The organism is Kitasatospora sp. NPDC056446, from assembly GCF_042796115.1.
GTDB lineage: Bacteria > Actinomycetota > Actinomycetes > Streptomycetales > Streptomycetaceae > Kitasatospora.
Genome location: NZ_JBHTRF010000092.1, coordinates 1 through 26084, shown reverse-complemented (window position 1 = coordinate 26084; position 26084 = coordinate 1). Strand labels below are relative to the sequence as shown.

Annotated in this window: 26 protein-coding genes; 10 read left to right on the top strand and 16 right to left on the bottom strand. The window is 73.1% G+C overall.

Features of this window, described 5'->3' with window-relative positions:
- Nucleotides 1–108: 108 nt before the first annotated feature.
- Genes ACFQ6N_RS35340 through ACFQ6N_RS35325 form a run of 4 tightly spaced genes read right to left on the bottom strand, consistent with a single transcriptional unit; the run spans nucleotide 109 to nucleotide 3285 of the window.
- Entirely contained in the window at nucleotides 109–519 is a 411-nt protein-coding gene (locus tag ACFQ6N_RS35340) for a Fur family transcriptional regulator (RefSeq protein ID WP_189918013.1), read from the bottom strand.
- A 35-nt stretch (nucleotides 520–554) separates the two neighbouring features.
- Nucleotides 555–1487, bottom strand: coding sequence for a metal ABC transporter permease (locus ACFQ6N_RS35335; protein ID WP_380658013.1), 933 nt, complete (start codon nucleotides 1485–1487; stop codon nucleotides 555–557).
- Entirely contained in the window at nucleotides 1484–2248 is a 765-nt protein-coding gene (locus ACFQ6N_RS35330) for a metal ABC transporter ATP-binding protein (RefSeq protein ID WP_380658011.1), read from the bottom strand. Before ACFQ6N_RS35330 ends, ACFQ6N_RS35335 begins: the two co-directional genes overlap by 4 nt.
- Before the next feature lie 11 nt (nucleotides 2249–2259).
- Nucleotides 2260–3285, bottom strand: coding sequence for a metal ABC transporter substrate-binding protein (locus ACFQ6N_RS35325; protein ID WP_380658009.1), 1026 nt, complete (start codon nucleotides 3283–3285; stop codon nucleotides 2260–2262).
- A 182-nt stretch (nucleotides 3286–3467) separates the two neighbouring features.
- Here ACFQ6N_RS35325 and ACFQ6N_RS35320 point away from each other — a divergent pair, with 182 nt between their 5' ends.
- Nucleotides 3468–4850, top strand: a complete 1383-nt coding sequence (locus ACFQ6N_RS35320; RefSeq protein ID WP_380658007.1) for a glycine--tRNA ligase — start codon at nucleotides 3468–3470, stop codon at nucleotides 4848–4850.
- Between the two features lie 130 nt (nucleotides 4851–4980).
- On the opposite strand, the gene ACFQ6N_RS35315 is transcribed toward ACFQ6N_RS35320, so the two are convergent.
- From ACFQ6N_RS35315 to ACFQ6N_RS35290, 6 genes are all read right to left on the bottom strand, one after another.
- Complete coding sequence (locus ACFQ6N_RS35315) at nucleotides 4981–6069, bottom strand: hypothetical protein (protein ID WP_380658005.1); 1089 nt, start codon at nucleotides 6067–6069, stop codon at nucleotides 4981–4983.
- Between the two features lie 197 nt (nucleotides 6070–6266).
- Nucleotides 6267–7472: a hypothetical protein gene (locus tag ACFQ6N_RS35310; RefSeq protein WP_380658003.1), complete on the bottom strand. Its 1206-nt coding sequence runs from the start codon at nucleotides 7470–7472 to the stop codon at nucleotides 6267–6269.
- A complete protein-coding gene (locus ACFQ6N_RS35305) occupies nucleotides 7469–8047 on the bottom strand; it encodes an NADAR family protein (protein ID WP_380658002.1) in 579 nt (192 codons plus the stop codon). Before ACFQ6N_RS35305 ends, ACFQ6N_RS35310 begins: the two co-directional genes overlap by 4 nt.
- Before the next feature lie 48 nt (nucleotides 8048–8095).
- On the bottom strand, nucleotides 8096–9220 hold the full coding sequence (locus ACFQ6N_RS35300) for a threonine aldolase family protein (protein WP_380658000.1): 1125 nt from the start codon (nucleotides 9218–9220) through the stop codon (nucleotides 8096–8098).
- A 143-nt stretch (nucleotides 9221–9363) separates the two neighbouring features.
- On the bottom strand, nucleotides 9364–9801 hold the full coding sequence (locus tag ACFQ6N_RS35295) for a DoxX family protein (RefSeq protein ID WP_380657999.1): 438 nt from the start codon (nucleotides 9799–9801) through the stop codon (nucleotides 9364–9366).
- A gap of 162 nt (nucleotides 9802–9963) precedes the next feature.
- Nucleotides 9964–10764 (bottom strand): alpha/beta fold hydrolase, encoded by an 801-nt coding sequence (locus ACFQ6N_RS35290; RefSeq protein WP_380657997.1) that lies wholly within the window; start codon nucleotides 10762–10764, stop codon nucleotides 9964–9966.
- 113 nt (nucleotides 10765–10877) lie between these two features.
- Here ACFQ6N_RS35290 and ACFQ6N_RS35285 point away from each other — a divergent pair, with 113 nt between their 5' ends.
- The gene (locus ACFQ6N_RS35285; RefSeq protein ID WP_380657995.1) at nucleotides 10878–11321 is read left to right on the top strand and encodes a MarR family winged helix-turn-helix transcriptional regulator; all 444 of its coding nucleotides are present in this window, start codon (nucleotides 10878–10880) and stop codon (nucleotides 11319–11321) included.
- Nucleotides 11322–11435: 114 nt separating this feature from the next.
- On the opposite strand, the gene ACFQ6N_RS35280 is transcribed toward ACFQ6N_RS35285, so the two are convergent.
- The gene (locus tag ACFQ6N_RS35280; RefSeq protein ID WP_380657993.1) at nucleotides 11436–11873 is read right to left on the bottom strand and encodes a nucleoside deaminase; all 438 of its coding nucleotides are present in this window, start codon (nucleotides 11871–11873) and stop codon (nucleotides 11436–11438) included.
- Nucleotides 11870–12685: an LLM class flavin-dependent oxidoreductase gene (locus tag ACFQ6N_RS35275; protein ID WP_380657991.1), complete on the bottom strand. Its 816-nt coding sequence runs from the start codon at nucleotides 12683–12685 to the stop codon at nucleotides 11870–11872. The genes ACFQ6N_RS35280 and ACFQ6N_RS35275 overlap by 4 nt, the downstream gene beginning before the upstream one ends.
- A gap of 93 nt (nucleotides 12686–12778) precedes the next feature.
- Here ACFQ6N_RS35275 and ACFQ6N_RS35270 point away from each other — a divergent pair, with 93 nt between their 5' ends.
- Nucleotides 12779–13225, top strand: coding sequence for an Lrp/AsnC family transcriptional regulator (locus tag ACFQ6N_RS35270; protein WP_380657989.1), 447 nt, complete (start codon nucleotides 12779–12781; stop codon nucleotides 13223–13225).
- A gap of 213 nt (nucleotides 13226–13438) precedes the next feature.
- The gene (locus ACFQ6N_RS35265) at nucleotides 13439–14512 is read left to right on the top strand and encodes a serine hydrolase domain-containing protein (protein ID WP_380658024.1); all 1074 of its coding nucleotides are present in this window, start codon (nucleotides 13439–13441) and stop codon (nucleotides 14510–14512) included.
- A 25-nt stretch (nucleotides 14513–14537) separates the two neighbouring features.
- Here ACFQ6N_RS35265 and ACFQ6N_RS35260 read toward each other — a convergent pair whose 3' ends face one another.
- A complete protein-coding gene (locus tag ACFQ6N_RS35260; protein ID WP_380657987.1) occupies nucleotides 14538–14771 on the bottom strand; it encodes a hypothetical protein in 234 nt (77 codons plus the stop codon).
- A 350-nt stretch (nucleotides 14772–15121) separates the two neighbouring features.
- A complete protein-coding gene (locus ACFQ6N_RS35255) occupies nucleotides 15122–16612 on the bottom strand; it encodes an MFS transporter (protein WP_380657986.1) in 1491 nt (496 codons plus the stop codon).
- A gap of 102 nt (nucleotides 16613–16714) precedes the next feature.
- Here ACFQ6N_RS35255 and ACFQ6N_RS35250 point away from each other — a divergent pair, with 102 nt between their 5' ends.
- Nucleotides 16715–17671 (top strand): helix-turn-helix transcriptional regulator, encoded by a 957-nt coding sequence (locus ACFQ6N_RS35250; protein WP_380657984.1) that lies wholly within the window; start codon nucleotides 16715–16717, stop codon nucleotides 17669–17671.
- 31 nt (nucleotides 17672–17702) lie between these two features.
- On the opposite strand, the gene ACFQ6N_RS35245 is transcribed toward ACFQ6N_RS35250, so the two are convergent.
- Nucleotides 17703–18098: a hypothetical protein gene (locus ACFQ6N_RS35245; protein WP_380657983.1), complete on the bottom strand. Its 396-nt coding sequence runs from the start codon at nucleotides 18096–18098 to the stop codon at nucleotides 17703–17705.
- Nucleotides 18095–18643 (bottom strand): hypothetical protein, encoded by a 549-nt coding sequence (locus ACFQ6N_RS35240; protein ID WP_380657981.1) that lies wholly within the window; start codon nucleotides 18641–18643, stop codon nucleotides 18095–18097. The genes ACFQ6N_RS35245 and ACFQ6N_RS35240 overlap by 4 nt, the downstream gene beginning before the upstream one ends.
- A gap of 135 nt (nucleotides 18644–18778) precedes the next feature.
- Between ACFQ6N_RS35240 and ACFQ6N_RS35235 the strand changes: the two genes are divergently transcribed.
- From ACFQ6N_RS35235 to ppdK, 5 genes are all read left to right on the top strand, one after another.
- Nucleotides 18779–19993 carry a histidine kinase gene (locus ACFQ6N_RS35235; RefSeq protein ID WP_380657980.1) on the top strand — a complete coding sequence of 405 codons (1215 nt, stop codon included), beginning with the start codon at nucleotides 18779–18781 and terminating at the stop codon, nucleotides 19991–19993.
- Nucleotides 19981–20625 carry a response regulator gene (locus ACFQ6N_RS35230; RefSeq protein WP_380657979.1) on the top strand — a complete coding sequence of 215 codons (645 nt, stop codon included), beginning with the start codon at nucleotides 19981–19983 and terminating at the stop codon, nucleotides 20623–20625. Before ACFQ6N_RS35235 ends, ACFQ6N_RS35230 begins: the two co-directional genes overlap by 13 nt.
- Nucleotides 20626–20627: 2 nt before the next feature.
- Entirely contained in the window at nucleotides 20628–21398 is a 771-nt protein-coding gene (locus ACFQ6N_RS35225) for a DUF4097 family beta strand repeat-containing protein (protein ID WP_380657978.1), read from the top strand.
- 102 nt (nucleotides 21399–21500) lie between these two features.
- Entirely contained in the window at nucleotides 21501–22670 is a 1170-nt protein-coding gene (gene dusB, locus ACFQ6N_RS35220; RefSeq protein ID WP_380657977.1) for a tRNA dihydrouridine synthase DusB, read from the top strand.
- A gap of 564 nt (nucleotides 22671–23234) precedes the next feature.
- Entirely contained in the window at nucleotides 23235–25943 is a 2709-nt protein-coding gene (ppdK, locus tag ACFQ6N_RS35215; RefSeq protein ID WP_380657975.1) for a pyruvate, phosphate dikinase, read from the top strand.
- Nucleotides 25944–26084: the final 141 nt, after the last annotated feature.

Below are 26084 nucleotides of genomic sequence, written 5' to 3'. Positions count from 1 at the left end.
CGCCGGGACAGCGGCTCGGCGCCGGGGGCCGCAGCCCGGCACCCGCGCAACACGGAAGGACCCACCGGGAGTTGTCCGGTGGGTCCTTCCGCGTCGTGTACGGCCGGCTCAGGCCTTCTTGGCGCACTCCGCGCAGGTGCCGAAGATCTCCAGCGTGTGCGCGATGTCACTGAAGCCGTGCTCGGCGGCGACCGAGTTGGCCCAGCGTTCGACGGCGGGGCCCTCCACCTCGACGGTGGCGCCGCAGTGCCGGCACACCAGGTGGTGGTGGTGTCCGCTGCTGCACCGGCGGTACACGGCCTCGCCGTCGGCGGTGCGCAGCACGTCCACCTCGCCGGCGTCCGCGAGCGACTGCAGGGTGCGGTAGACCGTGGTCAGACCGACGGAGTCCCCGCGGTGCTTGAGCAGGTCGTGGAGCTCCTGCGCGCTGCGGAAGTCCGCGATCTCGTCCAGGGCCGCCGAGACGGCGGCACGCTGCCGGGTCGAGCGGGCGCGCGGCGACGGGCCTGCGGTGGTCACCGTGGGTCCTCCTGGGGTCGTGGGCGTCTCGCACATCATTGTGCCAGTCCGGCCCGCCGCTCAGGGTTGGTCGCGTCGGAGGAAGTCCGCTCCGGTGCTCCGGCGGGCGGTGGGACGTCGCAGACCTTCGGTCCCCGCCCGGTGTCGGCGCGGTGGCGGCGGCGGGCGAGCGGGGCGGCGAGCGCGCTGAACACGGCGAAGACCGCGATGGCGAGCAGCACGATGGCCGGGCCGGAGGGCACGTCGAGGTGGTAGGAGCCGGTGACGCCGGCCAGCGAGACGACCACGCCGAGCGCGATCGAGGCGGCCTGGGTGGCGGCGAAGGAGCGGGTGAGCTGCTGGGCGGCGACCACCGGGACCACCATCAGGGCGCTGACCAGCAGCAGTCCGACCACCCGCATGGCGACGGTGACGGTGACCGCGGCCATCACGGCGAGCAGCAGGTTGAGGGTGCGCACCGGCAGGCCGGTGACCCGGGCGAAGTCCTCGTCCTGGCAGATCGCGAAGAGCTGGCGGCGCAGGCCGACGGTGACCGCGATGACCACGGCGCCGAGCACCCCGATGGCGGCCAGGTCGGCGGGGGCGACGGTGAGGATCGAGCCCCACAGGTAGCTTTCCAGCGAGCCGGCGCCGGCCTCGGCGGAGAGCGAGACGAGCAGTTTGCCGCAGGCCATGCCGCCGTAGAAGAGCATCGCGAGGGCGATGTCCCCGCGCTGGTTGCCGCGCGAGCGGACCAGTTCCATGGTGACGGCGCCGAGTACGCAGACCAGCACGGCCATCCAGACCGGGCTGGTCTGGAAGATGAAGCCGAGGCCGACGCCGGTCATCGCGACGTGGCCCATGCCGTCGCCCATCAGGGCCTGGCGGCGCTGCACCAGGTAGATGCCGACGGCCGGGGCGGTGATCCCGACCAGGACGGCGGCGAGCAGGGCGCGCTGCATGAAGTCGTAGGACAGCATCTCGGTCATGCGAGCAGCCTCGGCGGGGTCAGGTCGGCGTGCGGGTGGACGTGGTCGTGGCCGGGCAGCGCGTGCAGGCCGGTCTCGGGGACGGGCGGGCCGTCGTGGGCGACGCAGCCGTCCCGGAGCAGGACGGCGCGGTCGATCAGCGGTTCCAGCGGCCCGAGTTCGTGCAGGACGAGGAGGACGGAGGCGCCGCGGCCGACCTCGGTGCGCAGGGTGTCGGCGAGCACCTGCTGGCTGGCGGAGTCCACGCCGGCCATCGGCTCGTCCATGATCAGCAGGTCGGGGGAGCCGACCAGGGCGCGGGCGATCAGCACCCGCTGCTGCTGGCCGCCGGAGAGGTCGGCGACGCCGTCCCCGGCCCGCTCCAGCATGCCGACGGAGGCCAGCGCGCGGTCGACGGCCTCGCGGTCCTTGCGGCGGAACGGCAGCAGCCGGTGCTGGGGCAGCCGCCCGGTGGAGACCACCTCGCGCACGGTGGCGGGGACGCCGGAGGCGGCGGTGGTGCGCTGCGGGACGTACCCGATCCGGTGCCAGGCGCGGAAGGAGCCGTACGGGGTGCCGAACAGTTCCAGGGTGCCGTGCTCCAGCGGGACGGAGCCGATCACGGCCTTGACGGTGGTCGACTTGCCGGAGCCGTTGGCGCCCAGCAGGGCGACGACCTCGCCGGGGCGGACGGTGAGGTCGACGCCGCGCAGCACCGGCCGGCCGCCGCGCGAGGCGACGGCGTCACGGAGGCGGACGGCCGGGGGTATCGGGTGGGTCATGGTGCTTCCCGTCAGCTGGTGGCGGCAGGGGTGGTGGCGTCGGGGGCGGCTGGGGCGGTGGTCCCGGCGGGGGCGGCTGCGTCCGGGGCGCCGAGGGCGGTCCGGAGGTTGGCCAGGTTCTGCTTCATGACGCTGAGGTAGTCCTCCTTGGAGGGGTCCTTGACGCCCTCCAGCGGGTCCAGGACGGCGGTCTTGAGGCCGAGGTCCTTGGCGACGGTGTCGGCGAGCTTGGGGCTGACCAGGGTCTCGAAGAAGATCGTGGTGACGCCGTTGTCCTTGGCGGCCTTCTGTACGGCGGCGAGGCGGGCCGGGGTGGGCTCGGACTCCGGGTCGACGCCGTTGATGGCGACCTGGGTGAGGCCGTAGTGGTCGGCGAGGTAGCCGAAGGCGGCGTGGCTGGTGACGAAGGTCTTGGTCCCGGTGTCCTTCAGCCCGGCCCGGAAGTCCTGGTCGAGCGCGGTCAGCTTGGTGACCAGCGCGTCGGTGTTCTTCCGGTAGTCCTCGGCGTGGGCCGGGTCGGCCTTGGCGAACTCGTCGCCGACGTTCTTGGCGATCGCGGCGTAGCGGGTCGGGTCGAGCCAGATGTGCGGGTCGCCGGCCGGGCCCTCGTGCTTGTGGCCGTCGGCTTCGTCGGTGCCCTCGTCGAGGTGGTGGTCGACCAGCGGGCTGGCGGCGGTGGCGTCGATCTTGTGCTTGCTGGAGGACTGCGCGACGGCCTGGTCGACGGTGGGCTGCAGGCCCTTGAGGTAGAGGATCGCGTCGGCCTTCTGGACGGTGCCGACCTGCTTGGCGGTGAGCTCCAGGTCGTGCGGCTCGACGCCCGCGGCGGTCAGGTCGGTGACCGTGACGTGTTCCTTGCCGATCTGCTGGGCGAGGTACTCCATCGGGTAGAAGGAGGCGACGACCTTCAGCCTGCCGTTGCCGCTGTCCGCGCTGCTGCTGCCTCCGCAGGCGGTGAGGACGAGGGAGGCGGCGAGGGCGGAGGCGGCGATGGCTATGGAGCTGCGAGTACGTCGTCCGATCATCATGACAATCATTCTCGTCTTACATGGAAATGATTGTCAACTCACTCGGACGGGTGAACGGCAGGTGACGGTGGGTGGGGTCGGCCGGACGATACCGATTTGAATCACGTACCCGTATGGCCGGTAACCTGAGGTATTCGGGTACGCGCAACCAGCCGTGCCCTGACCGTGCCGTACGTACTGAAGAGAGCACTGTGGCCGCCGACAAGATCGACACGATCGTCAGCCTGAGCAAGCGCCGTGGCTTCGTCTACCCCTGCAGCGAGATCTACGGCGGCACGCGTGCCGCCTGGGACTACGGGCCACTGGGTGTCGAGCTCAAGGAGAACATCAAGCGCCAGTGGTGGCGCACGATGGTCCAGGCCCGTGAGGATGTCGTCGGACTCGACTCGTCGGTCATCCTGGCCCGCGAGGTCTGGGAGGCCTCCGGCCACGTCCAGACCTTCAACGACCCGCTGACCGAGTGCCTCTCCTGCCACAAGCGCCACCGGGCCGACCACCTGGAGGAGAAGTACGAGGCCAAGCACGGCTTCCCGCCGCCGAACGGTCTCCAGGACGTCAACTGCCCCGACTGCGGCACCAAGGGCCAGTTCACCGAGCCCAAGGACTTCTCGGGCATGCTGAAGACCCACCTCGGTGTCACCGAGGAGGCCAGCGGCCTGGCGTTCCTGCGCCCGGAGACCGCCCAGGGCATCTTCACCAACTTCAAGGCCGTCCAGACCACCTCGCGCAAGAAGCCGCCGTTCGGCATCGCCCAGACCGGCAAGAGCTTCCGCAACGAGATCACCCCCGGCAACTTCATCTTCCGCACCCGCGAGTTCGAGCAGATGGAGATGGAGTTCTTCGTCAAGCCGGGCGAGGACGAGCAGTGGCACGAGTACTGGCTCCAGCAGCGCTGGGACTGGTACGTCGGCCTCGGTCTGCGCACCGAGAACATGCGCTTCTTCGAGCACCCGAAGGAGAAGCTCTCCCACTACGCCAAGCGCACGGTGGACATCGAGTACCGCTTCAACTTCGGCGGCTCCGAGTTCTCCGAGCTGGAGGGCGTCGCCAACCGCACCGACTACGACCTGCGCGTGCACAGCGAGGCGTCCGGCCAGGACCTCAAGTACTTCGACCAGGAGTCCGGCGAGCGGTACTTCCCGTACGTCATCGAGCCGGCGGCCGGCCTCAACCGCGCCATGCTGGCCTTCCTGATCGACGCCTACTTCGAGGACGAGGCGCCGAACGCCAAGGGCGTCATGGAGAAGCGCGTCGGCATGCGGCTCGACCCGCGCCTGGCCCCGGTCAAGGTCGCCGTGCTGCCGCTGTCGCGCAACGCCGACCTCTCCCCGAAGGCCCGCGGCCTGGCCGCCGACCTGCGCACCGCGTGGAACGTCGAGTTCGACGACGCCGGCGCGATCGGCAAGCGCTACCGCCGCCAGGACGAGATCGGCACGCCGTTCTGCGTCACCGTCGACTTCGACACCCTCGAGGACAACGCGGTGACCGTCCGCGACCGCGACACCATGTCGCAGGAGCGCGTCTCGCTGGACCAGGTGAAGGCGTACCTCGCGGCGCGCCTGATCGGCTGCTAGGCCCGGTCCTTCCGCTCGGGAGCCCTCGTCCGCCCTGCCCGGGGCGGGCGGGGGCTCCCTGCCGTTCGGCCGCTCCCGGGGGGGCGGCCTCCAGGCCTGTCCTCCCTGGCTCAGGCCCGTACGTCCCGGCTCAGCGCCGCCCCCAGCGCGAGCGCGGCGCGGCGCGCGGGGCGGTCGGCAGGCCGGCCGCGCGCAGGGCGGCGAGCGTGGTGCGGTGGCGGGGCCCGTCGGCGAGCAGCGCGCCCAGCAGCTGCCCGTACAGGTCCCGGCTGCCGGCGCCGTCCAACGCGGCCGACAGCCGGACCAGTTCGGCGGGCGGCCGGAGCGCCGCCAGTTCGTGCAGCAGGGCGGTGGCGAGCGCCGGCGGCAGCGCGGTCGCGAGCTCGGCGAGGTCGGCGGTGGGGCGGCCGGCGGCCTGGCGCAGCAGGGTCCGGACGTCGCCCGGGCGGCCGTGCTGCTGGAGGCAGGCGGCGAGGGAGGTCAGTTCGGGCGTCGGTGCCGTGCCCCACTCCCAGAGCAGCGTCGCGGCGTCGGCGGTCTGCCCGGCCCGCTCCAGCGCCGACAGCAGGCCCGGGACGGAGGCGGCCGGGTAGGACCAGAAGGCGTGGAACAGTTCGGCCGCCTCCTCGGCCAGGCCCAGCTCGCGCAGCTCGGCCAGGACGGTGACGGCGTGTTCGGGGGCGGAGCGCGCGGCGCCCCGGGCGAGGTGGAGGGAGGCGCCGGTCGGGCCGTACTGGGCCAGCATGCCGACCAGCAGTGCGGCGTCGGCGGGGCCCAGGCGGGCGGCGGCCTGGTCGAGCAGTTCCGCGGCCTCGGCGAGGGAGCCGGCGCGGTGGAGGGTGGTGATCCGCTCGGTGAGGGCGCCGATGTCGGGTCGGGCGGGGGGCGGTGCGGCCTTCGGGGGCGCGGGCTGCTGCGGTGCGGGGTGCTGCGGCGCGGGGTGCTGTGATGCGGGGTGCTGGGCTGCGGGGTGCTGGGGTGCGGGGTGCGGCTCGGGTTGGTGGTACGGGCCCGGCTGGTGGTGCGGTTGCTGCGGGTGCCCGCCGGGTGGCTCCTGCTGCCCGTGTCTGAGTCGGACCTCCAACGCTTCGAGCTGGTCGCTGAGTTGGAGGCAGCGGGCGCCCAGCCCCGCGCGGAGGGTGCGGGCCTGGGCGAGCTGCCGCAGCAGGTCGCCGTCCGGCCGGTGCCGCGCCGGGGAGGCCCGGATCGCCTCGTTCAACCGCCGTTCACGCTGGCTCGCGTAGCGGCTCGCACGGAGTAACTCGTCCAGCTCTGCGCGGAGTTCGGCGGCTTGTTGCTCGCCCTCCGGCGGCCGGCCTGCGGATTGTCCCGTCGGCCGCATGCCCATGATCGCCCCAACCTGTCCATCCGGACCCTGACTGCAGGACATCCTGACGTCGGTATGTGGCGGGGGAGTTAAGAGCGCACGACCAGTCGTGCCCGAGTGGTGTCAAGGAGCGCGCAGAGGGCGGTCGCGGCAAGAAGTGCGCCGGTCGCGCTCCGCAGCAGGGTCGCCTCGTAGTACGGGCCCGGGGCGAGGACGGCGAGGGCGTACCCGACGCCGGCGCCCGCGACGGCGGGCAGGAGCAGCCGCAGGGTGTCCCGCCGGGCCGCCGCCCCGATCACCACGAGCCCGGCGAGGGCGGCGAGTCGGGGCGTGCCGAAGGACCCCGCGTAGCGGATCGCGAGGGCGGGGACCAGGAACAGCGCCAGCGCCCGGCCGATCGTCGCCGCGAGCGCGGCGGTGCGGGGGCCGGGCGCCGCCGCCCGGGACGGGACGAAGCGGGTGGCGGTGAGGACCGCTGCCGCGGCCGCGGCGGGCAGCAGGCGGTCGCCGACCCGGGCGAGGTTGTAGAGCAGCACGGTGTCGTACAGCACCAGCATCAACTGGCCGTACGCCCACAGGTCGAGGGCGAAGAGGAACAGGCTGCGGGGCGCGGGGCGGTCCGGGTGCCCGGGGCGGTCGGGGCGCCCTGAGTGGTCGGGGCGGTCGGGGCGGCCGGTGGCGGGTTCGCGCCGGGCGAGCCAGGCGATCAGCGGCGGTGTGACGGCGGCGGACAGCACGCGCAGGACGAGGTCGTCCACGGTGTACGGGTTCCGCAGGTCCCACTCGACCGCGCAGAACGCGGCGGTGTACGAGACGGCGGCCAGCGGGACGAGCGGCGAGCGGGCCAGCCGGAGGTACAGGGCGCCGTCCAGCCGCCGCACGACCGACACGAACGCCAGGAGTACGAGCGGCAGTTCGAGGAGCGCCGGAACCCGCAGGACGGACGGGGCGAGCAGCTCCGGCGCCGGGAAACGGGCGGCGAGCGAGCCGAGGAAGGAGGCGGGATCCAGCCGGGGGACGTCGAACCACCCGGGCGGCAGGTGGCGGGCGATGAAGGACGGGTCCCCGCCGTGGACCCGGTTCACATGGACCGTGACCAGCAGCTGGTTGAGGCAGAGCAGCGCGACGACGACCGCCAGCGCCGCCTCCGGCCCGACACCGCGCCCGTGCCCGCGCCGGGCCTCGGGCCGGGGTCCGGGCCGGGCCTCCCGCCGCAGCACCCGGGGCACCAGGACCAGGGCGGCGACGGCCGAGGCCGCCACCGCCGTGTCCAGCAGCGGCGCGACCGTGCTCACGCGGCCAGGCGCGCCCGCGCCTCCATCAGCGCGAAGCCGAGCAGGTTCAACCCGCGCCACTCGTCGGGCCGCTGCGCCCGGATGTCGTCGGCCGCCAGCCCGATGCCCCAGATCCGGTCCACCGGGCTGGCCTCGACCAGTACCCGGCTGCCGGTGCCCAGCAGGTACGCGCGCAGCGTCTCGTCCTGCCCGAACTTGGCGACGTTGCCCGCCACCACCAGCTCGAACCGCCCGGCCACCCAGGCCTCGTCGTCGAAGCCCTCGACCAGCCGCCCCAGCTTCTTGGCCTCGGCCGGCGTCCGGGCCGCCAGCACCCGCCGCTCGATGGCGGTGTCCCCGAACATCCGGGCCTTGCCGGCCATCATCCAGTGCTCGGCGGAGGCGTACGTCACCCCGTCGACGGTGAACTCGCCCGGCCACCACTGGCTCAGGCACTCCTGCCGGGTGCCGCCGCCCTTGCGCTCGGTGTGGCCCCAGAACATCACCCACTTCGGGTGCACCCCGTCGGCCATCAGCGCCGCCAGCTCCTGGCGGCTGCGGACGACGGCCGGGTCCCCCACGTGCATCTCGCTCATATCGTCATCTTGACACAAAGCCCGGGGGCGGCCCAGCGGGTTTCGTCCCTATCGGGTCTCGGGGTCCGTCGCCGCGGCGGCCAGTTCGAGGAAGCGCAGGCCGACCGCCGTCACCTCGTCCGCCGTCCAGGACCGGGCCGGTTCGCCCAGGCTGACCTCGGCCATGGCGAGGCCGGGGGCGGCGTCCGTCCAGTGGGAGACGAACCAGGTGCCCTCCTGTTCGGCGAGCGCGAGGTGGGCGGCGTTCAGGGCCTCCGCCGGGTGGGGGAGCCAGAGCTGGAACTCGTGGGTGGGCGGGGTCTCCGGGTGGAGGCGGGCGCCGGGGAGGGCGGCCAGGGCGGGGACGAGGGTCGCCGCGTGCCGGGTGTGGCCGGCGAGGTGGGGCAGGACGTTGTCCAGGCCGTCGAGCGCGGCGATGGCGGCCGGCCACTGCTGGGAGAGCTGGCCGCCGTAGCGGTGGCGCCAGGTGCGGGCGTAGGCGGTGAGCGCGGCGTCGCCGGCGAGGGCGGCGCCGCTCATGCCACCGAGGTCCTTGTAGTAGGACACGTAGACGCTGTCGGCGAGGGCGGCTATCTCGTCCAGCGGCCTGCCGAAGTGGACCGTGGTGTTCCAGAGGCGGGCGCCGTCGAAGTGCACCCGGGCGCCGGATTCGCGGGCCGCGGCGACGAGTTCGGTCAGCTCGTCCCAGGTGGGGAGGAGGTAGCCCGGGTCGCGCAGCGGGAGTTCGACCGTGAGGGTGCCGAACGGTTCTCCGAGCGCGCGGAGTTCGTCGGCGGTGGGCTGGCGCTGTTCGGTGGTGGGCCAGAGGCCGCGCAGGCCGGTGAGCTGGGTGTAGGCGTGGCGCTCGTGGCGTTCGAGGTGGCTGAGCGGGTGCAGTGCGACGGCGGGGTTGCCGGTGCGCTCCGCGTGGTGGCGGAGGGCGACCTGCTGCGCCATGGTGCCGGTGGGGAAGAAGACCGCGTCCTCCTTGCCGAGCAGTGCGGCGGTCCGCTCCTCCACCTCCCGTACCGGGCCGTCGCTGCCGTAGAAGTCCGGGCAGACGTCCAGGCCGTCCAGGGTGGTGAGTCGGTCGAGGCGCTCACGGATGCTCAGGAGGCGTTCGCCGGAGAGGAACCGCTTGCAGGACATGCGGGCCGCGCGGCGCCGGTGGAACTCGCTCTGGTCATCGGTCATCCGGTGATTGTCTGACCGTCGGTCGGATCGGACCAAGTGCTTTTCCCGTAGGCCCGCCGGGTCGGGGTGGTGCGTGGCGGAGCGGGCGGCCGGCCGGGGCGGGGCCGGGACCTGCCCCGGCCGGCTGCCGTCCGTACGCGGGGTCAGCGCCGGCGGCCGAGCAGCGCGGCCGTCTCGGCGCGCCGGTTCCAGGCGATGACGGCCAGCGGCACCATGAAGAGGAACGGGGTCCCGGCGTTCTCGCCGTGCATCGCGGTGAGCTGGGTGACGAACGCGAACACCAGGAAGACGATCAGCGCCGCCGCGGCCGGGCCGGCGAGCCGGCGGACCAGCAGGCCGACCGCTCCGGCCAACTCCACCAGTCCGGTCAGGTACATGAACCAGTGGCCCACCCCGATGGCGTCGAAGACGGTCGTCGCGGCGGGGAGGGCGAGCAGCTTGGGCAGCGCGCTGGCCAGGGCGAAGAAGAGCGCGAGCAGGATCCGCAGCGTCCACACCACCCGGACCACGGTCTTGCCGGAGGCGGAGGTGCCAGAGGCGGTGGTGGAGGAGGCGGAGGTGGCGGTGGTGGTGCTGGACATTTCAGGTCTCCCCGGTCGGCTGTCGTTTGCTTTCGCAGGTATGACTGCCGCCGCCGCCCGGACTCATCGGTCCCGGGAGAAGTATTTTCCGGGTGGCCGGCCCGGGCTTCACCGGCCCGGGCTCCACCTCGGTGCTCCACGTCGGGGTTTCGGGCTCTGCCTTCAGGCCAGGGTGCGTGCCTGGTGCTCGTCCACGTACTCGGCGATGAGGGAGAAGAACCGCGCCGGGTCCTCGAACGGCAGGCCGTGGCCGCCGGGGACCTCGCGGTAGTCGGCCCGCTGGATCGCGGCGGCCAGTTCGCGCTGGTGGTGGGGCGGGAGGATCCGGTCGTCGGCGCTGGCGAGGACGATGGTGGGCGCGGTGATCCGGCGGACCGCGTCGCGCAGGTCGATGCGGGCGTCGAGTTCGATCTGGCCGAGGACGCGCTCGTCGAGCATGGCGGTGAAGCCTGCGGCCAGTTCGGCGAACCCGTCGTCGTCGAGGGCGGCGAGGAGGCCGGGGCTCATCGCGGTGAGGACCAGGTGGCGGGCGAGCAGGGCCGGGTCGGTGCGGAGCAGTCGGGTCCACAGGTCGAACATGAAGGCTTCGCGCGGGGTGGTCCTGACCCATCCGGCGTGCAGGGTGAGCGAGGTCGCGGCGTCGGGGTGCCGGGCGGCGACGGCCGTGGCGAGGGCCGCGCCGACCGAGTGGCCGACGAGGTGGAACCGTTCGAGTCCGGCGGCCCGGGCGGTGGCGGCGATCCGGTCGGCGAGGGAGTCCTGGTCGAGCGGTGCCGGGTCGACGGGGGTGGCGCCGGCGCCGGGCAGGTTGGGGGCGACGACGGTGTACCGGTCGCGCAGTGTGTCGATGAGCGGTCCCCAGTTGGAGGCCGCGTCGGCGCCGGTGCCGTGGATCAGGACGAGGCCCGGGCCGGATCCGGCGACGACGTGGTCGAGCGGTGCGGGGTGTGCCGAGGGGGTCAAGGGGTGCCTCCGTGGGTGGGGTGCCGGGCGATGGCGAAAACATAGCAGAGCTCTGTCATGTAGCAGAACCCTGTCATCGATCAGGGTTCGAGCCGGTGACGTACGATCGGCGCATGGAGATGCCGGTCACCGAACGCCTCGGGCTGCACGTCAAGCGGGTGGAACAGGAGCTGATGGCGGCCAAGAACGCCGCGCTCCGCCCGCTCGGGCTCACGGTGCCGCAGTACGTCGCGCTGTACATGCTCGACGACCGGCCCGGGCTCTCCGCCGCCGCGCTCGCCCGCGCCTGTCTGGTCACCCCGCAGACCATCGCCACCGTGCTCGCCAACCTGGAGGCGAAGGGGCTGGTCACCCGCCGGCCGCACCCCTGGCATCGCAAGGTGGTCGAAGTCCTGCTCACCGACGACGGGCGTCGGCTGCTCGCCCGGGCCGACGCGAAGGCCGTCGCCATCGAGCAGCGGATCGCCGACGGTTTCAGTGCCGAGGAGCGCGCCCTGCTGATCGACCTGCTGGCCCGCGCGTCAGGTCAGTTGACGTCCGAGCCACCCCAGGACTGAGGCCTCGGTCGACGCCCCCGGACATGCCGAAGTCCCGTACCGCACCCGTGGACGGGGTGCGGTACGGGACGGTCGGACGCCGCCGGGAGTCTGCTCGCGCGGCCCCGGAACCGCTCAACTCGGCCGGTAGTACGCCTCGATGGGGAGGCGGGCCTCCTCGTGCAGCGCCGGGCCGTCCTCCGCCGGCGTCGGCCAGGCGCCCGACTCGGGGTTGAGGGTGACGAGTTGGTCCGTCGACAGCGCGTACACGACCCGGCCGATGCCCGAGCGGACGATGCCGCCGCCGCACATCCCGCACGGCTGGCAGCTGGTGTACATCGTGGTGCGTGCGGCCGTGTCGGGGTCGAGTTCGCGGGCGGCCCAGCGGGCGAGCTTCAGCTCCGGGTGGGCGGTGATGTCGTTGTCGCGGCGCACCGTGTTGTGCGCCTCGGCGAGGATCCCGCCGTCCGGGCCGGCCAGCAGGGACCCGTACGGGGCGTCGCCCTGGGCGACGGCGCGGGCCGCGATGGCGAGGGCGCGGCGCAGGAGGGCCTCGTCGGCTTCGGTGATCACGGTGTCAGTGCCTTCCAGTGGGCGGCCACGGTGGTGAGGTCCTGCCAGGCGGTCTGCGGCCGACGGGTCTCCTCCGGATCCCCGTGGTAGGGGTCGAAGACGACGGTCCCGGCGCCGAGGTCGCGCAACTGCCGTAGATCGTCGATGACTTGCTCGATGCTGCCGACGCCGGCCGGCCGCTCGGGGCCGTCGACCGGGGCGGCGGTCAGCCGCAGGGCGATGCGCGGCGCGAACCCCGGCACCGGGTGCTCGGCCAGCACCGACCGCATCCGGTCGAGGGGGAGCCGCAGGGGGTGCCAGGCGTCGCCGAACCGGGCCGTCCGCCGCAGGGCCGCCGCGCTGTGGCCGCCGATCCAGACCGGCACCGCGCCGCCTCCGTCCCCCGCCTGCCAGGTCTCCCGCAGCGTCTCCAGGTACTCGTCGGTGAGCCTGCCGCGCGAGCCGAACGGCACGCCGAGCGCCTCGAACTCCTGGCGCGCCCAGCCGACCCCCACCCCGAGCACGAACCGGCCGCCGCTGAGCCGGTCGAGGCTGCCGGCCATCCGGGCCACCAGCAGCGGGTTCCGGTACGGCAGGATGAGCACGGTCGTGCCGAGCCGCAGGCCGGTGGTGGTCCCGGCCAGCCAGGACAGCGTGGTGAACGGATCGTAGAACGGCTCCGGGTAGCGCTGGGCCACGTCCGGCGTGACCGCCACGTGGTCCGACACCATGAGGAGGTCGAAGCCGAGCCCCTCCACGGTCCGGGCCCATTCGCGGAGGACGCCGGGGTCGGTCCCCGGTCCGAAGTTCGGTACGTTGACGCCGAATTGCATGCTCCGAGGCTATCCCCGTGATCATGGCGAACGGAATGGAGACTTCCCGCCGTGAGCGGCGGTTTCCCGTGGTTCTCCCGGTAGATTCGCGCCATGGCCGTGAATCTTGACGACACCGACTGGGCGATCATCGAACAGCTGCAACGGGAGGCCCGGATCTCCCTCAGCGAGCTGGGACGACGGGTGAGCCTCAGCCCGTCGGCGACCACCGAACGGGTGCGGAACCTGGAGGCGCTGGGCGTCATCACCGGCTACCACGCCGTGGTCGACCTGGCCAAGGTCGGCTACCCGGTGCTCGCCGTCGTCCGGCTGAAGTACCCGGGCAACCGACACGAGCCGCTGCGCCGGCTGCTCGCCGAGCGGCGGGAGGTCCTGGAATGCCTGCGCACCACCGGCGACGACTGCTACACCCTGAAGGTGGCGGCGACCTCCATGGAGCACCTGGAAACCCTCATGGACGAGCTGGCCGGCTTCGGCAGCACCACCACGAGCGTCGTCTACAGCCGGACACTGCCGCTGCGCGGGCCCGCCCGGCCGTGAGCCCTCCGGCCTGCCCTGACCCCTCCGGCCCGCCTGGAGACCGGCGGCGGTGCTCCCCCGATCGGGGGAGGTCGCCTGCGAACCGTGCGACCAGACTGGCGATCGTGACCAGGGAGGCTCCACTCCCCACGATCCCAGAGGAGTTGACTCGTGCGCAGGAAGATCCGCCACATCGCGCTCGCACTCTCGGCGGCCGCCTCCCTCGGCGTCCTGATGCCGTCCACCGCTCTTGCCGCCGCCGGTCCGGACCCCGTACAGCAGGGGCTGAACGCGCTGGTGCGGACGGACGGCCTGCCCGCCGCGCTGGCGACCGTGCAGGGCCGGGACGGCCGGGCCCGGCACTACACGGCGGGAGTGGGGGACCTGGCCACCGGGGCGAAGGTGCCGGTCGACGGGCAGGTGCGGATCGGCAGCAACACCAAGACCTTCACCGCCGTCCTCGTCCTGCAACTGGTCGGGGAGGGGAAGGTCGACCTCGACGCCAAGGTCGACGACTACCTGCCCGGCCTGGTCCACGGCGAGGGGATCGACGGGCGGCACATCACCGTCCGCCAACTCCTCCAGCACACCAGCGGATTGCCCGACTATGAAGGGCTCCTCGACGAAGCCTCGCTCCGCAACCGGTACTTCGAGCCGCGCGAACTCCTGGACCTCGCCCTCGGGCAGAAGTCCGTGTTCGACCCGGGCACCAAGTTCGGCTACAGCAGCACCAATTACGTGCTGGCCGGGCTGATCGTCCAGAAGGTCACCGGCCGCCCGCTCGCCGAGGAGATCGACCGGCGGATCGTCCGGAAGCTCGGGCTGCGGCACACCTACTTCCCGGCGGTCGGCGACCGGACCATCCGGGAGCCCCACCCCAAGGGCTACCGCAGGGACGCCGCCGACGGGCCGCTGCGCGACTTCACCGAGATGGACCCCTCGGCGGGCTGGGCGGCCGGGCAGATGATCTCCACGGACTCCGACCTCAACCGCTTCTTCACCGACCTGCTCGTCCCCGGCCGCCTCCTCCCGGCCGCCCAACTCGCCCAGATGCGCACCACCGTCCCGGTCGGGGACGGCGGCATGGGCGCCGGGCTGGGGATCTTCGCCCGGCCGCTCTCCTGCGGCGGGGTCTACTGGGGGCACGGCGGCGACATCCCGGGGTACGAGACCCGGGGCGGCGCCACCGACGACGGCCGCGCCGTCAACATCGCGGTGACCACCGTCCCGGCCGACTACGCCGTGACCGGGCACCTGGAGGCCGTCGTGGACACGGCCCTGTGCCGGGGAGCCGGCTCGCCCCGGTGAGCCGGGGCGCCGCCCCGGGGGGGCGTCAGGCCTGGTGCCGGTACACGTCGTCGGCCACCAGGCCGGTGCCGTGGTGGACGGCCATGCTCGAATAGGTCGTCCGCAGCGACGCCGCCCGGGCGGTCCGCTGCCGCTCGATCAGCATCCCCTCCACGTCGTCCGAGTGGAGCCGGCGCGCCTGCTCCCGGCGCACCAGGAGGCCGGTGGTACCGACGATGGTGGCGACGAGCGCGAGCAGGAACAGCAGGGTGAAGGTCATGGTGGCAGCTTTCCCCGTGTGCGAATGGTTCCAACGTGAATCGCACGGTGGATCCGACGGGGCCGGGGCCTCGAACGGGTCCGCTATCGGGAGCCGGTCGGCCGACCGGGCGCGACCACCGGCAGGTCGCGTTCCTCGGCCGCGTCGGCCAGGCGCTTGTCGTACGTGATGAAGGCCGGCGGGGTCCAGTCGGCCAGGCCGCGTGCCGTGGCGGCGTTCTCCGGGTCGATGGTGCCGTCGCGGACCAGGTCCTCGAGCCGCCGCCCGCGCCCCGGGAGCGCCGAGGGCCTCGCGATCGGCGTGCGATCGCGAGGCCGTCCGCCGGCGCCCGGGCCCGGGGGCCCGGTGGCTCAGCCGATGGACCGGGGGAGCCGGGTGGTCAGGTAGAGGATGGTGAACGAGCCGAGGAGCTGGATGCCCAGGCAGAGGGCGAGTGTGCGGCCCATGCCGAGGCTGGGGGAGAGCGACAGGTAGAGGGTGCCGAGGGTGGCGACGCCGAAGGCGAGGCTGGACTGCTGGCCGGTGGCGAGGACCCCGCTGCCGACGCCCGCCCGGGCGGCGGGCACCTTGGAGAGGACGACCCGGAACAGCGGGGTGCCGATCAGGCCCTGTCCGATGCCCGCGAGGGCGACGCCCGGGGCCATGCGCAGCGGGGAGAAGTGCGCCCAGTCGGCGAGGACGGTGACGGCGAGGGTGGCGAGGCCGGCGGCCTGGACGACGGCCCCGGCGCTGAGCACCCGGCTGCCCCAGCGGCCGATCAGGCGCGGGCCGGCGAGCGAGGCGCTGAAGTAGCCGACGGCCATCGGGACGAGTGCCCAGCCGGCCGCGACCGGGCCGAGCTTGAGGCCCTGCTGGAGGGCGACCGCGATGACGAACATGAAGCCGCCGAAGCCCGCGAAGTAGGGGAGCGCGATGCCGAGGCCGCGCCGCATCTCCGGGATGCGCAGCAGGGTCGGCGGCACCAGCGGGATGTCGCCGCGCCGTTCGGCGCGGCGTTCCACCAGGGCGAAGGAGACGGCGAAGACCGGGAACAGCCCGAGCAGGACCCAGGACCAGAGCGGCCAGCCGGCGGCGCGGCCCTCCATCAGCGGGATGAGCAGGGAGAGCAGGGTGGCGGTGAGCAGGACGGTGCCGGGGATGTCGACCCGGGCGGCCTGGGGGGCCTTGCTCTCGGGGACGTAGCGGACCGCGAGGACCACGGCGAGCAGTGCGAACGGCACGTTCAGCAGGAAGACGGAGCGCCAGCCGCTGCCGAACAGGTCGGCGGCGACGAGCATGCCGCCGAGCACCTGGCCGATCACCACGGAGATCCCGCCGACCGCGCCGTAGACGCTGAGCGCCCGCCCGCGCCGGGCGCCGTCGGTGGCGGCGGTGATGGTGCCGAGCACCTGGGGGATCAGCAGCGCGGCCGAGGCGCCCTGGGCGGCCCGGGCGGCCACCAGGGACCACGCGTCGGGGGCGAGGCCGCAGGCCAGCGAGGTGAGGGCGAAGGTGGCGGCGCCGACGACGAAGAGCCGGCGGCGGCCGAAGATGTCGCCGAGGCGTCCGCCGAGGACGAGCAGGACGGCGAAGGCGATGCCGTAGCCGGCGGCGACCAGTTCGAGGACGGCGGGTCCGGCGGCCAGGTCCTGGTCGATGGTGGGCAGGGCGACGTTGACGATGAAGAAGTCGAGCATCGGCAGGAAGGCCCCGAGCAGGACGGTGACCAGCCCGGCGGTGCCGAGCGAGGGGCCGGCGGGCGGAGCGGAGGGGGCGTCGGTGGCGAGGGCGCGGGTGGCTGCGGTGCCGGGGGTGGTGGCGGTGCGGCCGGGGGTGGGGGCGACGGCGAGTTGTTGGGTCACGGGTCATACGATCCGCCGCTCCGTACCCTGGTACCAGAGTGTGGTTATCCAGGTATAAGAAGTACCTGGCAATAGGCTGACGGCTGCCGCATGCTGGGGAGCATGAGCCTGCTGACCCCCGCCGCACAAGCCCGTACGGCCCTCACCACGCCGGCCGCCACCACGCCGCCCGGCGCCCCCGCCGCCGCCCCCACCACCGCCGCCGCCGGGCCGCGCCCGTTCGGCCCGGTCGGCGCCGGCGACGCCCGTCGGCACGAGCTGGCCGCGTTCCTGCGCAGCCGCCGGGAGCGGATCGCGCCCGAGCAGGTGGGCCTGCCGATGACCGGCCGCCGCCGCACGCCCGGGCTGCGCCGGGAGGAGGTCGCGCAGCTCGCCGCCGTCGGGGTGACCTGGTACACGTGGCTTGAGCAGGGGCGGGACATCCAGGTGTCCGCCCAGGTGCTGGACGCGGTGGCCCGGGCGCTGCTGCTGGACCCGAGCGAGCGCGCGCACCTGTTCACCCTGGCGGGCGCGGACGACCCGGCGCCGGTCCTGGAGTGCCCCACGGTGACGCCGAGCGTGCGGCTGCTGCTGGACCAGCTGGCGCCGTTCCCGGCGGTGGTGGTCAACTCCCGCTACGACGTGCTGGCGTACAACGCGCAGTACACCGGGATCGTCGGCGACCTCGCCGAACTGCCGCCCGAGGACCGGAACCTGATGTGGATGGCGTTCACGCCCTCGCAGTTCCGCGAGGTGCTGGTCGACTACCGCACCGAACGCCTGGGTATGGTGGCCCGGTTCCGCTCGGCGATGGCCGACCACAGCTCGGAGCCGGCCTGGAAGGCGCTGCTGGCCCGGGTGCTCAGGGCCTCGCCGGACTTCACGGAGCTCTGGCAGCGGCACGACGTGATGCGGCCGGTCAACGGCATCAAGCGGTTCCAGGTGCCCGGCGTGGGCCTGCTGAGCTGCGAGTACACCAACTTCTGGCTCAGCCCCCGGATGGGCACCCGGATGATCACCTACACCCCGCTGGACGACGGGACCCGCGCGCTGATGGACCACCTGCCGACCTCGCTCTAGAACGGCCCTCAGAACGGGCCTCAGGCAGGCCTCAGGCCCGCAGGGCCGCGTCCCGCCCGAGCAGCAGGCACACCGCCGCGAGCGGCAGCTCGACGCAGCAGGCCATGACGAGCGCCGCGATCACCGCGTGCCCCGGCCCGGCGCAGGCGATGTCCGCCAGCGCGTCGCCGGTGAGCAGCACGGCTGCCGCCGCGCCCGCCCACAGCGCGGCGGCGCTGCGCCGGCGCAGCAGCGCGTCCAGCGAGAGCAGGGCGGAGAACTCGACGAGGTCGAGCACGACCCACGGCGTCTCGTGGCAGGCGGCGAGGATGGCCAGCCAGGGCAGCAGGGCGACCGCCGCCATGGCGGGCACCCGGGCGAAGCGCTCGGGCAGGACGAACGGGGCGGCCGTGCCGAGGGGCCGGGCGGTGAGGACGGCGGTGCTCATGCCGCACCCCCCGCCGGACGGACCCGGAACCGGACCCGCTCCAGCGCCAGCCGCTCGGTGGGCCCGCCCGCCGGGTGCCCGACCAGCACCGCGTCGAACGGGCCCTCGGCCCAGGCGAGCCAGAACCGCCCGGCCACCACGGCCACGGCCGCGGACTGCGCGGCCCGCGCCGACCGGGCGGCCCGCAGCGCCCGCCGCCCGGTGAACTCCACCGAGGGCGCCGCGGCGCCCTCGGCCAGCCGGCCCCAGGCGAGCACGTGCCAGGACCGCCCGCCGGACGGGCTGCGCCTCGCCCCGCGCAGCAGCTGCGGGGTGAGCCGGGCGGCGACCAGGACGTCGGTCAGCTCGCCGTGCTGGTACAGCTCCAGCGCGGCCCGGCCGCGGCCGGTACCGACACTGCGGACCGACCAGGGCCCGGCCCCGACGGGCAGCGACCCCTCCGGCTCCGACGCCGGGTGGAGCGCGCCCCCGGGAGCACCCCCGTGGTTCCCGGGGAGGCGCCGCCCGTGCGGCGGAGTGGCGGAGTGCGGTGCGGTGCTCGTCATGTCCCCAAGCCTTTCGCCCGGCACCCCCTCCTGTCGGTGGTGCTCCGCCCCGAATCGGGGGTGTAGCCAGGTACACCCCAGGAGGGCACCCCCCTTCATGGCGGCTGTTGATCACCGGGCCCTACGCTGTCCGGCATGTCCTCCACCACGTTGCGCCGAGCGCTCGTCAGGAGCCTCAGGCGTCCACCGTGGTCGCCCGGCGCCTGGCGGGACACCCGTTTCATAGCCGCCGGGATCCCGGTGGCCCTGCCGGTCTGGCTGGCCTTCACCGAGTCCAAGCTGCTCTTCCCGCTGCTCGCCGCGGTCCTGGTCTGCACCCGCCCGCTGACCGCGCTGCAGCGCGGCCGGCTGCGCGCCCTGCACGGGGTGGAGATCCCGCCGCCGCGCCGGCCGGTCGGTCTCCGGGCCCTGCTGCTGGGGCTGACCTGGCGCCAGGTGCTGTACCACCTGGTGGTCGGCCCGGTGCTCGCGGCGGGCGCCGTGGGGGTGGTGTACCTCTGGGGGACGGCCGTGGTGCTGACCACCCTGTACGGCTGGATCTGGCTGATGCCGGTCGGTACCGGGCTGCGGTCGGAGCTGGCGGGGCTGGACGTTGGGCTGACGGCCGTCGGGGTGCTGCTGCTGGTCGTGCTGCCCTGGGCGGCGTCCGTACTGGCGGGGCTGGAGGTGTGGGCGGCCCGGCTGCTGCTGGGCCCCGACCGGGCGGAGGCGCTGGAGCGGCGGGTCGAGGAGATCGCCGAGAGCCGGGCCGGGCTGGTCGACGCGGTGGACACCGAGCGCCGCCGGATCGAGCGGGACCTGCACGACGGCGCCCAGCAGCGCCTGACCTCCCTGGCGATGAACCTGGGCCTGGCCCGGCGCACCCTCAAGGACGTCCCGCCGGAGGTCATGCAGGTGATCGTCGAGGCGCACGAGGAGGCCCAGGCGGCCATCGACGAGCTGCGTGACCTGGTCCGCGGCCTGCATCCGGCGGTCCTGGAGGACCGTGGCCTGGACGCGGCGCTGTCGGGCATCGCGGCGCGCGCCCCGCTGCCGGTGCGCCTGGACGTGGACCTGACGGAGGCGGTGGCCCCGACCGTCGAGGCGGTCGCCTACTTCACGGTCTCCGAGGCGCTCACCAACGTGGCCAAGCACGCCCGGGCCAACCGGGTCGACCTCTCGGTGCGGACGGCCGGCGGCCGGCTGCGCCTGGTCGTCACCGACGACGGCGTGGGCGGCGCGGACGCCTCGCGGGGCACCGGGCTCACCGGTCTGCGCCAGCGCGCCGCGTCGGTCGACGGCACGCTGTCCGTTCTCAGCCCCCTCGGGGGCCCCACCACCATCACTGTGGAGTTGCCGTGCGTGCTGTGATCGCCGAGGACTCGGTCCTGCTGAGGGCCGGGCTGGTCAAGGTCCTGGAGGCGGTGGGCTTCGAGGTCGTGGCCGCGGTCGGGGACGCCGTCGAACTGCTGGCCGCGGTCGAGGAGCACCGGCCCGGGGTGGTGGTCACGGACGTCCGGATGCCGCCGGGCTTCGCCGACGAGGGCGTGAAGGCGGCGATGGTGATCCGCCGGCAGTGGCCGGAGGTCGCCGTCCTGCTGCTCTCGCAGTTCGTGGAGGAGCGTTACGCCGCGGACCTGCTGGCGACCAACACCAGTGGGGTCGGCTACCTGCTCAAGCAGCGGGTGGCCAATGTGGACGACTTCGTGGAGGCGCTGCAGCGGGTCGCCGAGGGCGGCACCGCGCTGGACCCGGAGGTGGTCGCCCAGCTGCTGGTGCGCCGGCACCGGGATCCGCTGGAACGGCTGACCCCGCGCGAGCGGGACGTGCTGGCGCTGATGGCGGAGGGCCGTTCCAACGCCGCGATCGCCGGTTCGCTGGTGGTCAGTGACAGCGCGGTGGCCAAGCACATCAACTCGATCTTCACCAAGCTGGCGCTGCCGCCGGCCGAGGACAGCCACCGCCGGGTGATGGCGGTGCTGCGGTTCCTGGAGGTCGGGTAACGGTGGCGGTCGCGAAGGCATGGCGGGTGGCCGGGACGACCGCGATCGTCCTGGTCATGGTCGGTGGCGGGCTGCAGAGCTGGTCGGTGGTGGCGCAGCAGCAGACGACGGCGGACTGGTCGCACGACGGCCCGATCCACCGGCTGCGGCTGGAGACCGGCAACGCCTCGGTGAAGGTGCGGGCGGGCCGGGACGGCCATGTGGTGGTCCACCAGCGGCTGGACTGGATGGTGCGCAAGCCGGTGGTGACGACCGTCCCCGACGGTGACCTGCTCACCGTCGGGCTGCACTGCCGGCAGGTCCTGCCGGTCGCGGACTTCGGCTGCGGCGCCGAGATCGAGGTGGACGTGCCGGCCTCGACCGAGGTGTCGGGGGCGGTGGGCTCCGGCTCGGTGCGGGTGGAGGGCCTGAGCGGGGCGGTCGACGTGTCGCTCGGCTCCGGGGAGCTGCTGCTGGTGGACACCTCCGGGGACGTGTCGGCGCGCGCCACCTCCGGGCTGATCCAGGGCACCAACCTGAGCGCCCGGCGGGTGGACGTGCGGACCACCTCGGGTTCGATGGAGCTGGGCTTCGCCAGGGCCCCGGAGCGGGTGGAGGCCAGGGCCACCTCGGGCTCGCTGACGATGACGGTGCCGAGGGACAGCCGCTACGCCTTCTCCAGCGAGGTCGGTTCCGGCGACGGCCGGATCGACCCGCAGCTGGCGGACGCGGACAGCCCGAACCGGATCCACGCGACGGTCACCTCGGGGTCGATCACCGTCAATCCGTCCTGAAGCCCGCCCCGGGGGGCCCGCGCGGGTCCGCCGCAGCGGGGCCGCTCACCCGGGTGGGGGACAATGGAGAGTCCCGTCCCCCTTACCCGAGGTCAGCCGCGCATGACAGCCACGCCCGCACCCACCGCGTCCGACACCGAGTTCGCGCCGCTCGACATCGGCCCGATCCGGGTGTGGCCGCCCGTCGTGCTGGCGCCGATGGCCGGCATCACCAACGCCCCGTTCCGCACCCTCTGCCGGGAGCAGAGCGGCGGCAAGGGCCTGTACGTCTCGGAGATGATCACCACCCGGGCGCTGGTCGAGCGCAACGCCAAGACCATGCAGCTGATCAGGTTCGACCCGAGCGAGAAGCCGCGTTCGATCCAGCTGTACGGGGTGGACCCGGTGACCGTCGGCAAGGCGGCGCGGATGATCGCGGACGAGGGCCTGGCCGACCACATCGACCTCAACTTCGGCTGCCCCGTCCCCAAGGTGACCCGCAAGGGCGGCGGCTCGGCGCTGCCGTACAAGCGCAACCTGCTGCGCGAGATCCTGCGCGAGGCCGTCGCCAACGCGGGCGACCTGCCGGTGACGATGAAGATGCGCAAGGGCATCGACGACGATCACCTGACGTACCTGGACGCCGGCCGGATCGGCGCCGAGGAGGGCGTGTCCGCGATCGCCCTGCACGGGCGCACCGCCGCCCAGCACTACGGCGGGACGGCCGACTGGTCGGCGATCGCCCGGCTGCGGGAGTCCGTTCCGGCGCACATCCCGGTGCTGGGCAACGGGGACATCTGGTCGGCGGACGACGCGCTGCGGATGATGCGCGAGACCGGCTGCGACGGCGTCGTGGTGGGCCGCGGCTGCCTGGGCCGGCCGTGGCTGTTCAAGGACCTGGTCGCGATCTTCGAGGGCGACGCCGACTACGCCCGTCCCGACTTCGGCTACGTGGCGCGGGCGATGGTGCGCCACGCGCAGCTGCTCGGCGAGTGGATCGGGGACGAGGCGCGCGGGGTGATCGACTTCCGCAAGCACGTCGCCTGGTACACCAAGGGCTTCTCGGTCGGCTCCGAACTGCGGGTGCGGCTGGCCAACTCCTCCTCGCTGGCCGAGCTGGCCGGAACCCTGTCGGAGGTGGAGCAGGCGCAGGGCTGGCCGGCGGGTGCGGACGGCCCGCGCGGACGGACCAGCGGCAACAACCGGGTGGTCCTGCCGGAGGGCTGGTTGGACGATCCGTATGACTGCGCCCGACCGGGCGAGGACGCCGAATCGGACACCTCCGGCGGATGATCTGTACGGACCGTCGAGGTAGGCCTCTTGGGCCCGCCTGCCACTAGGTCCCAGCCCTCTTGTCCATTCTGGACAGGAGGGCTCCTTTTTGGCGTCCGAGGATCACGGAACGGGCACGTTTCCGGACACTGTGCGACGATCGGCGGAGGCGGTCTACGTTCGACCGGTGAGATGCCCTGGTGACGCTTGCCACATGCGGTGGGGGCTGACGCGGGGTCAGTGGACGAAATGGACAGGTCGGCCGTGAAACGCTTCCCGAAGCCGGCCGGCCGGGGATCGGGCGATCCGGGTGCAGGAAATCAAGCCGGGGCAACGCGACGGACCCACGGTCGCTACCCAGCGTCCGGATCGTACGATCTTCCGGTTTCGTTGCGTTCAAGAGTCGAAGGGTTGCTCGCGTCAGGCGGACGATTTCACCAACAGAGGTGAACGCCTTTATGTGCATTCGATCTAGCGGGTTACCTCTGGGTACCGGCCTCGGGTGGCCTATTCAGGGCAGAGAAGTGCCTTCGAAATGGGTATGTTCTCCGGCGTCAGGGCAACCGCGTACGAGGAGACCGACCCGTGCCGTCCCAGCAGAAGTTTGTTTACTCCTTCACTGAAGGAAACAAGGACCTCAAGGACCTTCTCGGCGGCAAGGGCGCGAACCTGGCCGAGATGACCAATCTGGGCCTCCCCGTCCCTCCGGGGTTCACCATCACCACCGAGGCCTGCAAGGTCTTCCTGGAGACCGGTAGCGAGCCCTCCTCGCTGCACGAGGAGATCAGCGCCCACCTGGACGCCCTCGAACAGGAGATGGGCAAGAAGCTCGGCCAGGCCGACAACCCCCTCCTGGTGTCGGTGCGCTCGGGCGCCAAGTTCTCCATGCCCGGCATGATGGACACCGTCCTGAACATCGGCCTCTCCGACGCTTCGGTGGTCGGCCTCGTCGCCCAGTCCGGCAACGAGCGCTTCGCCTGGGACTCCTACCGCCGCCTGGTCCAGATGTTCGGCAAGACCGTGCTGGGCGTCGACGGCGAGCTGTTCGAGGAGGCCCTGGACGAGGCCAAGCACGCCAAGGGCACCGCCGACGACCTGGACCTGGACGCCGCCGACCTGCGCGAGCTGGTCGAGGTGTTCAAGGGCATCGTCGAGCGCGAGACCGGCCGGGCCTTCCCGCAGGAGCCGCGCGAGCAGATGGACCTCGCCATCCACGCCGTCTTCCACTCCTGGAACGGCGACCGCGCCCGGCTGTACCGCCGCCAGGAGCGCATCCCGAACGACCTCGGCACCGCGGTCAACGTCTGCTCCATGGTCTTCGGCAACCTCGGCGAGGACTCCGGCACCGGCGTCGCCTTCACCCGCGACCCCTCCACCGGCACCCAGGGCGTCTACGGCGACTACCTGTCCAACGCCCAGGGCGAGGATGTCGTCGCCGGCATCCGCAACACCCTGCCGCTGGCCGAGCTGGAGAAGCTCGACAAGAAGTCGTACGACGAGCTGATGGCGATCATGCACAAGCTCGAGAACCACTACCGCGACCTCTGCGACATCGAGTTCACCATCGAGCGCGGCAAGCTCTGGATGCTCCAGACCCGGGTCGGCAAGCGCACCGCCGCGGCCGCCTTCCGGATCGCCGTCCAGCTCGTCGACCAGGGCCTGATCGACCTGGACGAGGCCCTGATGCGGGTCACCGGCGGCCAGCTGTCCCAGCTGATGTTCCCGCGCTTCGCCCCGAACGCCGAGTCGCAGCAGATCGCCTGGGGCCTGGCCGCCTCGCCGGGCGCCGCGATCGGCAAGGTCGTCTTCGACTCCTACACCGCCGTCAAGTGGTCCCGCTCCGGCGAGAAGGTCATCCTGGTCCGCCGCGAGACCAACCCGGACGACCTGGACGGCATGATCGCCGCCGAGGGCATCCTCACCTCGCGCGGCGGCAAGACCTCGCACGCGGCCGTCGTCGCCCGCGGCATGGGCAAGACCTGTGTCTGCGGCGCCGAGGAGCTGGAGGTCGACACCAAGGGCCGCAAGTTCACCACCGCCGACGGCCAGGTGATCCACGAGGGCGACCTCGTCTCCATCGACGGCGCCACCGGCAAGGTCTACCTCGGCGAGGTACCGGTCCTGCCGTCCCCCGTGGTCGAGTACTTCGAGGGCACCCTGCACGCCGGCGCCGACGTCCAGGGCGGGCTGGTCCAGGCCGTCCACCGGCTGATGTCGCACGCCGACGTCCGCCGCCGGCTCGCCGTGCGCGCCAACGCCGACAACGCCGAGGACGGCGGGCGCGCCCGCCGCTACGGCGCCCAGGGCATCGGTCTGTGCCGCACCGAGCACATGTTCCTCGGCGAGGAGCGCCGCAAGGAGGTCGAGCACCTGATCCTGGCGGACAACGACAAGGACCGCGAGCTCGCCCTCTCCACCCTGCTGCCGATGCAGAAGGGCGACTTCCTGGAGCTCTTCCAGGCGATGGACGGCCTGCCGGTCACCGTCCGCCTGCTCGACCCGCCGCTGCACGAGTTCCTGCCCGACATCACCGAGCTGTCGGTGCGCGTCGCCCTCGCCGAGGCCCGCAAGGACCCGAACGAGAACGACCTGCGGCTGCTCCAGGCGGTGCACAAGCTGCACGAGCAGAACCCGATGCTCGGCCTGCGCGGCGTCCGCCTCGGCCTGGTCATCCCCGGCCTGTTCGGCATGCAGGTCCGGGCCATCGCCGAGGCCGCCGCCGAGCGCAAGCTGGCCGGCGGGGACCCGCGCCCCGAGGTGATGATCCCGCTGGTCGGCACCGTCCAGGAGCTGGAGCTGGTCCGCGACGAGTGCGAGCGGGTGCTCGCCGAGGTCGCCCGGTCCACCGGCGTCCGGCTGGACATCAAGCTCGGCACCATGATCGAGCTGCCGCGCGCCGCGGTGACCGCCGGTCAGATCGCCGAGGCCGCCGAGTTCTTCTCCTTCGGCACCAACGACCTGACCCAGACGGTCTGGGGCTTCTCCCGGGACGACGTGGAGGCCTCGTTCTTCACCGCCTACCTGGAGAAGGGCATCTTCGGGGTCTCCCCGTTCGAGACCATCGACCGCGACGGCGTCGGCGCCCTGGTCAAGCACGCCGTCGAGGCCGGCCGGGCCACCCGCCCCGACCTCAAGCTCGGCGTCTGCGGCGAGCACGGCGGCGACCCGGACTCCGTCCACTTCTTCCACGAGGTGGGGCTGGACTACGTCTCCTGCTCCCCCTTCCGGATCCCGGTGGCGCGCCTGGAGGCAGGCCGCGCCGCCATCGAGACGGCGGGCAGCGACTCGCGCTGAGAGAGGGTAGGCATCCCCTCCTCGGCAGCGGGCACGACTGACCGCTCCCCCTCCCACCGGGAGGGCGTACACCGGAGCTCGGCGCAGGAGAACCGGCGTACGTGAAACGGCCGGGCGGGAACGGACAACGGCGTCCGTTCC

Excerpts from the sequence above, each read along its gene's own strand:
- ACFQ6N_RS35330 (WP_380658011.1), bottom strand. The coding sequence starts at position 2,248 with ATGACCCACCCGATACCCCCGGCCGTCCGCCTCCGTGACGCCGTCGCC.
- ACFQ6N_RS35270 (WP_380657989.1), top strand. The coding sequence starts at position 12,779 with ATGGCCGTGAATCTTGACGACACCGACTGGGCGATCATCGAACAGCTG.
- ACFQ6N_RS35235 (WP_380657980.1), top strand. The coding sequence starts at position 18,779 with ATGTCCTCCACCACGTTGCGCCGAGCGCTCGTCAGGAGCCTCAGGCGT.
- ACFQ6N_RS35250 (WP_380657984.1), top strand. The coding sequence starts at position 16,715 with ATGAGCCTGCTGACCCCCGCCGCACAAGCCCGTACGGCCCTCACCACG.
- ACFQ6N_RS35285 (WP_380657995.1), top strand. The coding sequence starts at position 10,878 with ATGGAGATGCCGGTCACCGAACGCCTCGGGCTGCACGTCAAGCGGGTG.
- ACFQ6N_RS35245 (WP_380657983.1), bottom strand. The coding sequence starts at position 18,098 with ATGAGCACCGCCGTCCTCACCGCCCGGCCCCTCGGCACGGCCGCCCCG.
- ACFQ6N_RS35260 (WP_380657987.1), bottom strand. The coding sequence starts at position 14,771 with ATGACCTTCACCCTGCTGTTCCTGCTCGCGCTCGTCGCCACCATCGTC.
- ACFQ6N_RS35295 (WP_380657999.1), bottom strand. The coding sequence starts at position 9,801 with ATGTCCAGCACCACCACCGCCACCTCCGCCTCCTCCACCACCGCCTCT.
- dusB (WP_380657977.1), top strand. The coding sequence starts at position 21,501 with ATGACAGCCACGCCCGCACCCACCGCGTCCGACACCGAGTTCGCGCCG.
- ACFQ6N_RS35300 (WP_380658000.1), bottom strand. The coding sequence starts at position 9,220 with ATGACCGATGACCAGAGCGAGTTCCACCGGCGCCGCGCGGCCCGCATG.
- ACFQ6N_RS35240 (WP_380657981.1), bottom strand. The coding sequence starts at position 18,643 with ATGACGAGCACCGCACCGCACTCCGCCACTCCGCCGCACGGGCGGCGC.
- ACFQ6N_RS35325 (WP_380658009.1), bottom strand. The coding sequence starts at position 3,285 with ATGATTGTCATGATGATCGGACGACGTACTCGCAGCTCCATAGCCATC.
- ACFQ6N_RS35305 (WP_380658002.1), bottom strand. The coding sequence starts at position 8,047 with ATGAGCGAGATGCACGTGGGGGACCCGGCCGTCGTCCGCAGCCGCCAG.
- ACFQ6N_RS35265 (WP_380658024.1), top strand. The coding sequence starts at position 13,439 with ATGCCGTCCACCGCTCTTGCCGCCGCCGGTCCGGACCCCGTACAGCAG.
- ACFQ6N_RS35275 (WP_380657991.1), bottom strand. The coding sequence starts at position 12,685 with ATGCAATTCGGCGTCAACGTACCGAACTTCGGACCGGGGACCGACCCC.
- ACFQ6N_RS35335 (WP_380658013.1), bottom strand. The coding sequence starts at position 1,487 with ATGACCGAGATGCTGTCCTACGACTTCATGCAGCGCGCCCTGCTCGCC.